This window comes from Janthinobacterium sp. Ant5-2-1, assembly GCF_001445815.1.
Classification (GTDB): domain Bacteria; phylum Pseudomonadota; class Gammaproteobacteria; order Burkholderiales; family Burkholderiaceae_D; genus Janthinobacterium; species Janthinobacterium lividum_E.
In genome coordinates, this window is the sequence record NZ_LNCE01000029.1 from 56635 (window position 1) to 67920 (window position 11286).

The following is an 11286-nucleotide window of genomic DNA, read 5'->3' on the forward strand; positions in this document are numbered from 1 at the left end:
GAGACAGGCTCCCCGGGCCAAGCGAGCCTGAAAAATGTCGAGGGCAAGGCGCAGCGACGCAGACAGTACGCAAGTACGGCAAGGAAGCTGCAACGCCGCCCTCGGCATTTTCTCAGGCCCGCGTCTCCGGCCCGCCGTTTTCAATCTCCGCCACCGTTGCCTGCCCCCGTATCCGAAACCAGATCGCATACATGGCGGGCAGGAAGACCAAAGTCAGCACCGTGCCGGCAAACGTGCCGCCGATCAGGGTATAGGCCAAGGTCCCCCAAAAAACCGAATGGGTCAGCGGAATAAATGCCAGGATGGCCGCCAGCGCCGTGAGGATCACGGGTCGCGCGCGCTGCACGGTCGCTTCGACCACGGCGTCGAACGGCGCCAGGCCCGCCGCCTCGTTCTGGTGGATCTGGCCGATCAGGATCAGGGTATTGCGCATCAAAATGCCCGACAGCGCGATCAGGCCAACGAGCGCATTGATGCCGAACGGCTGCTGGAACAGCAGCAAGGTAGGCACCACGCCGATCAGGCCCAGGGGGCTGGTGAGGAACACCATCACCATCGCCGAAATCGAGCGCACCTGCAGAATGATCATCAACAGGGTCAGCGCCAGCATGATGGGGAACAGCGGCAGCATCGCTTGCGTGGCCTTGGCCGATTCCTCGATGGAGCCGGCCTGCTCGATGCGGTAGCCGGCCGGCAGCTTGTCGATGACCGTTTGCAGCTGCGCCGTGATGGCGCCCGAGACGTCGGGCGGCTGCATACCGTCGGCGATGTCACCGCGCACGGTAATCGTCGGCTGGCGGTCGCGCCGGCGCATCACGGGTTCTTCCGAGCGCACCTCCACGCTGCCCACCTGCGACAGCGCGATGCGTTCGCCATTCGCGCCGGCCAGGGTCAGGTCGGCGATGCGCGCCGGGTCCAGCCGCACGTCGCCGGCCGCGCGCGCCACCACCTGCACCGTGCGAATATCTTCGCGCACGGCCGTGACGGGCACGCCGCTAAGCAAAAACTGCAGCTGCTGCGCCACCGCGGACGACGTCAATCCCATCGCCTGCAAGCGCTCCTGCTGCAGGCTGAAATGCAGGGTCGGCGTGCGCGTGCCCCAGTCGGTGTTCACGGTCCGCATCATCGGGCTGGCCTGCATCACGGCTTGCACCTGGCCGGCGATGCCGCGCAATACCTCGGGGTCCGGGCCGCTGACCCGGTAGGCGACGGGAAACGGCGAGTACGGGCCGAACACCAGTTGCGTGACGCGCACGCGTGCTTCGGGCGCCAGACCGGCGGCGACTGCCTCGCGCAAGCGCTGCTTGAGCGCGTCGCGCGCCTGCTGGCTGTCGGTGCGCACGACGATCTTGGCAAACGACGGATCGGGCAATTCCGGTCCCATCGCCAGGTAAAAGCGCGGCGCGCCCTGGCCCACATAGGCCGTGACGATCTTTGCCTCGCTCTGGCGCGCCAGCCACGCTTCCACTTTGGCCGCCGCGCCGCTGGTCTGCCCGATCGCGCTGCCGTACGGCAGTTGCACTTCGATCAGCACTTCAGGGCGGTCCGAAATCGGGAAAAACTGCTTCTTGACGATGGCCATGCCCAGCACGGCCAGCACGAACAGGCCGATCACGGTACAGAACACCAGCCATTTGCGGGCGATCACGCTTCCCAGCAACCGGCGAAAACGGTGGTAGCGCGGCGTGTCGTACAGCGCGTCATGGCCGCCGGCGACGTGCTTGAGTTCAGGCAGCAGCTTCACGCCCAGGTAGGGAGTGAACACCACCGCCACCACCCACGAGGCAATCAGCGCGATGCCGACGATCCAGAACATATTGCTCGTGTATTCGCCGGCGCTGGAACGGGCAAAACCGTTCGGCATGAAACCGACGGCCGTGACCAGGGTGCCGGCCAGCATGGGCGCGGCCGTGTGGCTCCAGGCGTAGGCGGAGGCGGCGATGCGGCTGTAGCCCTCTTCCATTTTCACCACCATCATTTCGATGGCGATGATGGCGTCGTCCACCAGCAGCCCCAGGCCCAAAATCAGGGAACCGAGGGTGATGCGGTCGAAGTTCTTGCCGGTGGCCGCCATCACGATGAATACCACGGCCAACGTCAATGGCACGGCGGCGGCCACCACGATGCCAACGCGCCAGCCCATGCTGACAAAGCAGACCAGCATCACCACCAGCAGCGCGGCCAGGAACTTGAGCATGAATTCGTCGACGGCCGCGCCGATATTGACTGCCTGGTCGGTGACCTTGGCCAGGCTCATGCCCAGCGGCATGGCAGCGCCGATGGCCGTCACTTCCCCGTCCAGCGCCTTGCCCAGATCCAGCCCGTTCCAGCCGTCGCGCATGACCACGCCCAAGAGCAGCGCCGGCTCGCCGCCATTGCGCACCATGAAGCTGGCCGGGTCTTCCTGACCTCGGCGCACGGTGGCGATATCGGACAGGGTCAAGGTGCGCCCCTGCGCCACCACGGGCGTGTCGCGGATCTTTTGCAGCGCGTCGAGCGCGCCGTCGAGGCGGATGAATACTTGCGGTCCGCGCGTCTCGACCGAGCCGGCCGGGCTCAAGGCGTTCTGGCCGTTCAGCGCCGCGAACACGTCCTGTGCCCGCACGCCCAGTGTGGCCAGACGCTCCTGCGAAAACTCCACGTAGATGCGTTCGGCCTGCTCGCCGATGATATTGACCTTTTTTACGCCCGGCACGTGCAGCAGCCGCTGGCGCAGGGTTTCCGCTTCGCGCACAAGCAGGCGCTGCGGCTCGCCCTTGGCTTTCAACGCATACAAGGCAAAGGTGACGTCGGCGTATTCGTCATTGATCATGGGACCGATCACGCCGGCCGGCAAATTGGCCGCCTCGTCGCCCGCCTTCTTGCGCGCCTGGTAAAACTCGGCCTGTACCTGCTCGGGCGGCGTGCCGTCGAGCAGGGTCAGCGTGGTGAAGGCCAGTCCCGGCGTGGTATAGGTCTCGGCCCGTTCATACCAGCGCAGCTCCTGCAGGCGCTTTTCGATCTTCTCGGCCACCTGGTCCTGCATTTCGCGCGCGCTGGCGCCGGGCCAGGCGGTGACGATGGTCATCACCTTGACCGTGAAGGCCGGATCTTCCGCGCGCCCCAGCTTGAAGAACGACAGCAGGCCGGCCAGCGAAATGAGGCAGATCAGGAACAGGGTGACGGAACGCTCGCGCACGGCCAGCGCCGACAGGTTGAAGCCGGCCGCGCTCATGGACGCGCTCCCGCGGCGGCTGCCGCTGGCACCTGTTCGACCCTCACCTGCTCGCCCTGGCGCAGCAGATGGGCGCCCAGCGCAACGATGCGTTCGCCCGCCTTCAGGCCATCCACGTCGGCGCCGTCATCGTGCAGACCTTGCACCTTCACGGGCCGCCAGCTCACTTGCGCCGGCGTGCCGCCGATCACCCACACGCCCTGCCCCTTGCCTGCGTCATGCAGGGCCGCCAGCGGCACTTGCACGGTGCCGCCGGCCGCTTGCGCGCCGGGCAGGCGCAAGGTGACGGTGGCGCCCAGCGGCGCCTTCGACAACGCCGCATCAAGCACATAGCGCGCCTCGAAGGTGCGCGTTTGCCTGTCCGCCGTCTGCGACAACTGGCGCAAGGTGGCCGGCACGCCGGTGCCCGGACGGCCGAACAAGGTGGCCTGGCCGGTGGAGCCGAGCGCGGGACGCAAGGTTTCAGGCAGCTGGATCGCCGCTTCGCGCCGGCCGTCATGGGCCAGGCGCACCACCACCTGCCCGGCCGCGACCACCTGGCCCGGTTCGGCCAGGGTGTCCATGACAACGCCGTCGGCGTCGGCCAGCAGCACCGCGTACTGCAGCGCATTGCGCGCCACCCCGGCCTGGGCTTCGGACGCCTTGAGCTGGGCGGCGGCCGCGTCAGCCGCCGCCTTCACCTGGTCGTAGCTGGATGCCGAGATGGCGCCCGTGCCGCGCAAGTCGCGGTAGCGCGCTTCTTCATCCGCCGCCTGGCGCGCGCGGGCGCGGTCGGCGATGACTGTTTCGTGGCGCGCCTGCGCCAGCAGCTGCAGGTCGTCAGCGTCGAGGCGCATCAATGGCTGGCCACGGCGCACGGCTTGGCCGGCGTCGACCAGGCGTTCGCGCACCTTGCCGGCCACGCGAAAACCGAGATCGCTCTGCACGCGCGGCGCAATCACGCCTGTGAAGCTGCGCGTGCCAGATTCAGCGCCCTGCACCGCGACGGCGCGCACCAGCGGCGTGGCGGTGCGCGGATCGGCCTGCGCCTTGTCGGCGCAGGCGCTCAAGGCCAGGGGTAAAGTGGAAATGACAACAGATGAAGCGAGGCGGCGCCAGCGCATAGGAATTCCATGAATGAGTGATCAGAGCGCTCATTCTGGTACTAGTGACCAATTAAGTCAATCGTCACTTATCATTGAAGCGCTTACGGCGACAAACTGCGCAACACCAGGCTGGACAGCTGTACCACGGCCGTTTCGCTGCTGTCGACGCCGTGTTGCAGCAGCAAGGGATTGACGTAGGGGCGCATCACGAGGTAGATGGCGCTGGCCGTTTCGTCGAGCGGCGTCTTGCGTTCGAAGTCGCCCGTCTTGCGCCCCTGCTGCAAGATATCCTGCAGCAAGGCGCCCATCGCCAGCTCGTAGGCCTGCACGGCCGGCCAGCGTTCGGTGGCGGCCGAGGCGGCGATGTCGTACAGCTTGCGGTCCTGGAAAAACAGCCGCAAGCTGGCCTCGACGCTGGCCCTGAACATGCGCCGAAGCTGCTCTGGCGGCCGCCCGGCCGCCGCGACAGCCGCCTTCACCTCGGTCTCGATCTGGCGCAGGCAGTTGCCGCAGATATGCTCGCCGATGGCTTGCTTCGATTCGAAGAACTTGTAGATATAGGCCTTGGAAAAGCCGATCGCCCTGGCCAGGTCGGAGACGGTCGTCTTTTCATAGCCGTAGCGGCTGAAGTAATCGGTGGCGGCGGCAACGATCTGGTCGCGCACGTCGTGGCCGGCGGGGCCGCGTGCTGGGCTGGGGGTGTCGGGTGTGGTGGAATTCATGGCGACAGCTTAACGCGCCGCGCCGGAATGCACAATAAGTGACCAAAATGTATTATAGTCACACATTATTCTCTTTGAACTGGAAGACCATCATGCCACTGCCACGCCTGCGCCTCCCCCTCATGCTGATCGCCGCCGGCCTGGCCGCCACCGGCTGCACCGTCGGTGGCGATTACCGCCGGCCCGAGCTGCCGCAAGCGGCGCAGTACCTGCACCAGGCGGCGCTCGGCGCGCGCCAGGATACTGACTCTGCCGAACTGCGGCAGTGGTGGACGGCCTTCGGCGACCCGCGCCTGACCCGCCTGGTAACGGTGGCGCTGGCGCAAAACCTCGACCTGGCGCAAGCGCAGGCCAGGGTCAGCCAAGCGCGGGCGGCTATCGGTGCGGCCGACGCCGCGCTGCTGCCGTCGGCCAGCCTTGGCGGCCAGGCGGCGCGCGCCTACCAGTCCGTGCAAACGCCGCTGGGCCAGGTCTTGAATGCCACGCCAGGCCATGACCGCGCCGGCAGCGCGCGCGAATTGAACCTGCAGGCGTCGTGGGAACTCGACCTGTTCGGTGGCCTGCGCCGCGAACGCGAAGCGGCGCAGGCCGATTACGCAGCCAGCGAAGCGGGATGGGCCGCGACGCGCCTGGCCGTGGCGGCGCAAACGGCCGACCTGTACCTGACGATCCAGGGTTTGCAGGCGCGGCTGGAGCTGGCGCGCCGCCAGGTCGACACCGACGCGGCGTTGCTGGAACTGGCCACGCTGTTATATGGCAAGGGATTGGCGAACGAGCCGGTGCTGCGGCAGGCCGAAGCGTCGCTGGCGCAGGCGCGCGCCGTCGTGCCCGGCCTGGACGCGGCCCACGAAGTGGCGCTGCATGCGCTCGACGTGATGCTGGGCGCGGCGCCAGGCACCTATGGCGATGACATGGCCGCTGCCGGCGTGATGGCGCGCGCGCCGCGCATCACGGCCGGCGGCTCACCGGGCGAACTGCTTCGGCGCCGGCCCGACCTGATCGCCGCCGAACGGCGCCTGGCCGCCGCCAGCGCGCGCACCGGAGCGGCCGTCGCCGAGTATTACCCGAAACTGAGCCTGGGCGCGCTGTTTGGCAGCGCCACGGCCGGCGGCGCCCTGTTCGGCAGCGGCTCCGGCCAGGCCGCCGGCATGCTGGGCCTGCGCTGGCGCCTGTTCGATTTCGGCCGCATCGACGCGCAGATCGAAGCTTCCCGCGGCCAGGAAGCCGAGCTGCTGGCGGCTTACCGGCTCGCGGTGCTGCACGCCGCCGAAGACGTGGAAAACGCCGGCTCGGCCCTGCTGCGCCACGAAGAACAGGCCGCGTTGCTGGCGCAAAGCGTGGAATCGCTAGCGCGCGCCCGCGCCGCCTCGCTGGCCGCCTACGAAAAAGGCGCGGTCAGCCGGCTTGACGTACTGCAGGCCGACACCAGGCTGCTGCGCGCAGCGGACGCGCGCACACAGGCGCAAACGGCATCCGCGCGCGCGGCCGTCGCCACTTACCGGGCCCTGGGCGGCGGCTGGCAGGCGCCGCAAGACGAAACGCAGGCGGTGGCCAGCAGGTAAATGCGGATGGCAGTCATACCCTCATTGTTCCACCGCTGTCTGGCACGGACGGTGGAACAGCATTGCCAATTGAGTAATTTTTCCCCATACTGCCAGGCCTTGCCCTTGCATCCCATCTTTGAACATGACCATCAGCCTGCGTCACGTTACCGCCGACAATTTCGACATCATCAGCGAACTGCCCCTGCTGCCGCAGCAGCGCGACTATCTGGCCAGCAATGACTATTCGATTGCGCAGGCCAGCTTCTACCCCGCCACCATGCATACGCGCGCCGTGTATTGCGATGAGGAGGTGATCGGCTTCCTGATGTTTGTCTCGCCCGATGCCGACGACCCGCCCGGCTATTACCAGATCTGGCGCTTCATGGTCGACCACCGGCGCCAGGGGCAAGGCCATGGACGAGCCGCGCTCGCCCTGGCGCTGGCGGAAATCCGCGCCCGCCCGGATGCGCGCAGCATTGAAATTTGCTACAAGCCCGGCAATGCCAACGCGAAACAGTTTTATGCCAGCATGGGATTCGTGGAAAAAGGCATGGATGCCGATGGCAACGACATGTTGGCCGTCATCGATCTGGCTTAATCGCCGGCGGCTAGCTGGTCCGATGTCCTGGCATCGAACGCCAGCCGCGCCGCATCAATGGCGTCGCGGTGGCCATGCGCCCAGGCGCCCAGCGCGCTGATGGGAATCAACAGCGAACGGCCCAGGTCCGTCAAGGCGTAATCGACGCGCGGCGGCACGGTGGGAAACACGGTGCGCGTCACGAGGCCGTCGCGCTCAAGCCCGCGCAAGGTCAAGGTCAGCATGCGCTGCGAAATACCGCCGATCAGGCGGCGCATCTCGTTGAAGCGCTTGGTGCCATTGCCCAGCAAGATCACCACCATCACGCTCCATTTGTCGCCCACGCGCGTGAGGATATCCGTGATCGGGCGGCAGGAAGCGGCCACGCCCGCATGGCCGCCTTCGTCGCGCATGCGCCGTTCCAGCTCCGCCCCTTGCGCGGCGGCGTCGCCAATAGTCACATCCATGTGCCCCAGTGTGGAAAAAGTGCCTTCTTGTGCGTTCATTTGATAGTCACTATATTTAACTCGGTTACAAAAACATACCACCCGATCATACCACCCAAGAAGGCTTACATGAACATCCTGCATATCGATTCGAGCATCCTCGGCGAGCACTCCATCAGCCGCCAGTTGTCCGCCGCCATCGCCACCCGCCTGCAAGCGGCGGCGCCTGGCGCCACCGTCCAGTACCGCGACCTGGCGGCGCAACCGCTGCCGCAATTTACGGTCGCCCCCAGCGACGCCGACGGCGCAACGCTGGCCGGCGCGCTCGAGCAAGTGCTGGCCGCCGACGTCATCGTCATCGGCGCGCCCATGTACAACTTCGCCATCCCCAGCCAGCTGAAATCGTGGCTCGACGCGCTGGCTGTGCCCGGCAAAACTTTCCAGTACGGCGCCAATGGCCCCGAAGGTTTGCTCGGCAGCAAGCGCGTGATCATCGCCTCGACGCGCGGCGGCTACTATGGCGCCGACACGCCGATGGCCAGCCTGGAACACCAGGAAAGCCATCTGCGCGCCTTCCTCGGTTTCCTCGGCGTCACGCAGATCGAGATCGTGCGCGCCGAAGGCGTCAAGGTCAGCGACGCAGCCAGGGCGCAAGCATTGACGGGCGCTTTCGAGCAGATCGGCGCGCTGCAAGCCGCGTAAGGGATCGCCGGCTGCGCCGCGAACCGTTGCGGCGCAGCCCATGGTGGCCGGCCGGCAAGGAAGCGCCAGATGCGCTAAGCTGCCGGAACCCCAACCACAAGGACCAACATGACCCTGATCATCGTCGCCACCATCGATGCCCAAGCCCAACATATCGACGCCGTGCGCGCCGCCCTGGAAGCCGTCGTACCACCGAGCCGCGCGGAAAGCGCCTGCCTGCGCTACGAACTGCACCTCGACAACAAGATTCCCACGCGCTTCATCATGCTGGAAGAGTGGGCCGACAAGGCTGGCCACACGGCGCATGAAGCGACGCCCCACTTCAAGACGCTGGTCGGCGCCGTGGGCGACAAGGTCGTCAAGATCGACATCGCGGAATTGAGCAAGCTGAAGTAACGGCCAGCGGGTCGCGCAAGCGCGCGACCATCTTGGCAAGTTGCCATCTATAATATGGCAACTTTTCTTTATGGCCATCATGACTCCATTTTCCAAGATACAAAGCGCCCTTGCGGCCGCCGCCTTGACCCTCTGCATCAGCGCTTCGGCGCAAGCTCCTCTTCCTCTGACCAAGCTGATGGGCGAATACAATCTGGCCTCGTCGGCGACCGTGCCGGCCAGTACCTGGGGCTATTCCAAGGGACGCATTTTGGTCAAGCAGCTCGATGACCGGCATCTGATGATCGTCCTGTCCTGCGAGTGGAAACGCGAACCGAAGGCCGTCTGCGGCGATTATTTCTATGCCCAGCAACGCGACGACGGCCTGTATTTGCAGGACATGAATACCTTCGCCATGCGCCTGTACTTCGATCCCGCCTCGCGCAAACTCACCATCATTTCGCGCGGCGCCGACGCGAAACAGAGCGTACGGCATGACGTGTTCGCCGCCACCACCGCGCCACTCACGGACCCCGCCCTCGTGCGGCGCATGAAGCGCGAGCTGTCGAATGCCGACAGCAAGGAGAACCGGCGCGTGTTCGGGCCCTACACCAAGTGGGACTACCAGGAAAACCGCATCGAATTCCAGCGCCAGGACTTGACGACACCGTAATGGCGCACCTGCTCCAGCCCCTGCGGCGCCAGTTGCTGCGCCTCGCCGGTGTCCTGCTGTGCTCGCCCCTGCTGGCGCGCGCGGCAGACAACGACCTGCCCCGCGCCGTGCGCCAGCGCATCGTGGCCACCCTCGACGCACCGCCGCCCAAGGTGCTCAATGTGCACCATCTGGCGCTGATACGGCGTTTCAACATCGGCTGGTCGCCCGTGGAAAGCGGCGCGCCCATGCTGAACCCGGCGTACCCGCTGGGCAAAGGCGATACCCTGGCGCTGGCCATGCAGGCGATCGCCGGCAAGGATGCGGCGCTGGCCGCCCAGCGCCTGATGGAAGCGGCCCTGCTGCTGCCCCACTTCGTGCAGATGGCCGGCCTGAAAGCGGGCAGCTATGCCAACGGCAAGACGCCGTTCACCTTGACGGCCCGGCATCTGATACTGCTGCGCCAGCAGTCGTGGATGTCGGTGGAGATGCTGGGCATGGGTGCGGAAGACTACCTGGCCGAAGGCTATTGGCCCGCCCCGTCCGTCGACGGCAAGCGGCCATACGGCGAATTCACGAACTACCCGGTGGAAATGGCGCAGGCACTGGACTTGCCCGTGCGCCAGCAAGCGAACGGCAGCTTGTCCATCACGCCCGCGCTGCAAGCTGAACTGAAAGTGCTGCACCAGCAAACCATGCCGGCGCTGCAAGTGTTCGTGCGGGAAGCCGGGTTGCGGCGCAATACGGTCTGATACGCAAGCAGTCTGGATGGGCGCAATGGACCTACCCTTTTTCAATGCCAATCATTTTTGGCGGCGACGGGTCTTTTCTGCGCTCGCAGACCAATACGCGCAATGCGACAGATAGCGGCACGCCATTGGTGTGCAAATATTTAGCGGCAACAGCGGTGCCAAGCATTTCCTGGAAAATAATCGCCACATCTATTTTTTGTGCTGTCAATGCATCGATCCGCCTGGGATAATCAAGCGCAACCTGCGCGAGGCTACCGATGTAGTTTTTATTTACCATGTAAATTCATATCAAGTATGGGACAAGCACCGTATGCTTCCGCTTCGGACTACCGCAATTCGGCAGGCCGCATTCATTGATCCTTTTTCAGTATCTTGCGCATCTGCGCCCTTACTCTGTGAATACGGCTTCGCACTGTTCCCATCGGGCATCCCATCTTTATTGCAATCTCTTCATAGCTCATCCCTTCATCCTCGCGCAACAATAATGCCTTTTTCAAGGGAGGCGGCAAATTGGCGATTAGTCGAATAATTTCCATTCCAGTTTCCATTGCACTACATATCTCTTCCGGACTATCCTCATGAAACATGCTCAATGCCTCAATGGAATAATCCGTCTCATCAATTACATCAAGCAAGCCCGATTTAACGCCTCCCGCACGGCAGCAATAATTTTTTATACTATTCGATGCCATTGAATATAACTTCGAATAAAACATCGAACATCCACAAGCCCTTTCAAACCATCGAAAGACATTGAGAAATATAATCTGAACCATGTCATCAATATCTTCCTCGCGATGAATATCATGACTTACCATATTTCTTATCTGGCCACGATATCTGACATACAGCACATGAAATACCTCTGCAGTATCCGCACAAGTAATTTCCATTAAGTAATTTTCATTCCCCATAGGCATGCACCACTCACTGAAGCCACAGTTGATCCTATATCCTAGCAGCAAGAATATATCTTCAATCCAATACACAAAAAACATTGATTTATATCAATAGGATAATGCAATAGGATAAATGTTATGAAAAGTTAAATGCATGCTCTTTCGAGAAATAATTTACATGGAACATTTTTCCAACACAAGAACAGGGAAAAATGGTCCATTTAGGGAATTCTAATTTATTAAAATTAATAAATATTTCCCATTTGAAATTCTTACCAGTGAAATCTTGTTGATGTATTCACCTTCGTGCGCTAGGGC

12 protein-coding genes are annotated in these 11286 nt (G+C 63.7%); 6 read left to right on the forward strand and 6 right to left on the reverse strand.

Going from position 1 to position 11286, the window contains the following annotated elements; genetic code table 11:
• Positions 1 to 112: 112 nt before the first annotated feature.
• The 3 genes from ASN89_RS10575 to ASN89_RS10585 all read right to left on the reverse strand — a co-directional run bounded on the left by ASN89_RS10575 (position 113) and on the right by ASN89_RS10585 (position 5021).
• Entirely contained in the window at positions 113 to 3214 is a 3102-nt protein-coding gene (locus ASN89_RS10575; protein WP_058049240.1) for an efflux RND transporter permease subunit, read from the reverse strand.
• Positions 3211 to 4317, reverse strand: coding sequence for an efflux RND transporter periplasmic adaptor subunit (locus tag ASN89_RS10580; protein ID WP_058049241.1), 1107 nt, complete (start codon positions 4315 to 4317; stop codon positions 3211 to 3213). The genes ASN89_RS10575 and ASN89_RS10580 overlap by 4 nt, the downstream gene beginning before the upstream one ends.
• Before the next feature lie 83 nt (positions 4318 to 4400).
• Positions 4401 to 5021, reverse strand: coding sequence for a TetR/AcrR family transcriptional regulator (locus ASN89_RS10585; RefSeq protein ID WP_058049242.1), 621 nt, complete (start codon positions 5019 to 5021; stop codon positions 4401 to 4403).
• Between the two features lie 92 nt (positions 5022 to 5113).
• Between ASN89_RS10585 and ASN89_RS10590 the strand changes: the two genes are divergently transcribed.
• On the forward strand, positions 5114 to 6583 hold the full coding sequence (locus ASN89_RS10590) for an efflux transporter outer membrane subunit (protein ID WP_058049243.1): 1470 nt from the start codon (positions 5114 to 5116) through the stop codon (positions 6581 to 6583).
• A 124-nt stretch (positions 6584 to 6707) separates the two neighbouring features.
• A complete protein-coding gene (locus ASN89_RS10595; protein WP_058049244.1) occupies positions 6708 to 7163 on the forward strand; it encodes a GNAT family N-acetyltransferase in 456 nt (151 codons plus the stop codon).
• Here ASN89_RS10595 and ASN89_RS10600 read toward each other — a convergent pair.
• Complete coding sequence (locus ASN89_RS10600; protein WP_046683112.1) at positions 7160 to 7555, reverse strand: winged helix-turn-helix transcriptional regulator; 396 nt, start codon at positions 7553 to 7555, stop codon at positions 7160 to 7162. The two genes, ASN89_RS10595 and ASN89_RS10600, sit on opposite strands and share 4 nt — an antisense overlap.
• A 162-nt stretch (positions 7556 to 7717) precedes the next feature.
• Here ASN89_RS10600 and ASN89_RS10605 point away from each other — a divergent pair, with 162 nt between their 5' ends.
• The 4 genes from ASN89_RS10605 to ASN89_RS10620 all read left to right on the forward strand — a co-directional run bounded on the left by ASN89_RS10605 (position 7718) and on the right by ASN89_RS10620 (position 10069).
• Positions 7718 to 8290, forward strand: a complete 573-nt coding sequence (locus tag ASN89_RS10605; protein ID WP_058049245.1) for an FMN-dependent NADH-azoreductase — start codon at positions 7718 to 7720, stop codon at positions 8288 to 8290.
• Between the two features lie 108 nt (positions 8291 to 8398).
• Complete coding sequence (locus ASN89_RS10610) at positions 8399 to 8686, forward strand: putative quinol monooxygenase (protein ID WP_058049246.1); 288 nt, start codon at positions 8399 to 8401, stop codon at positions 8684 to 8686.
• Between the two features lie 79 nt (positions 8687 to 8765).
• Positions 8766 to 9338, forward strand: a complete 573-nt coding sequence (locus tag ASN89_RS10615; RefSeq protein WP_058049259.1) for a hypothetical protein — start codon at positions 8766 to 8768, stop codon at positions 9336 to 9338.
• Positions 9338 to 10069, forward strand: a complete 732-nt coding sequence (locus tag ASN89_RS10620) for a hypothetical protein (protein WP_058049247.1) — start codon at positions 9338 to 9340, stop codon at positions 10067 to 10069. Before ASN89_RS10615 ends, ASN89_RS10620 begins: the two co-directional genes overlap by 1 nt.
• 31 nt (positions 10070 to 10100) lie before the next feature.
• On the opposite strand, the gene ASN89_RS10625 is transcribed toward ASN89_RS10620, so the two are convergent.
• On the reverse strand, positions 10101 to 10346 hold the full coding sequence (locus tag ASN89_RS10625; protein ID WP_058049248.1) for a hypothetical protein: 246 nt from the start codon (positions 10344 to 10346) through the stop codon (positions 10101 to 10103).
• Positions 10347 to 10419: 73 nt separating this feature from the next.
• On the reverse strand, positions 10420 to 10989 hold the full coding sequence (locus ASN89_RS10630) for a sigma-70 family RNA polymerase sigma factor (RefSeq protein WP_161911767.1): 570 nt from the start codon (positions 10987 to 10989) through the stop codon (positions 10420 to 10422).
• Positions 10990 to 11286 lie beyond the last annotated feature (297 nt).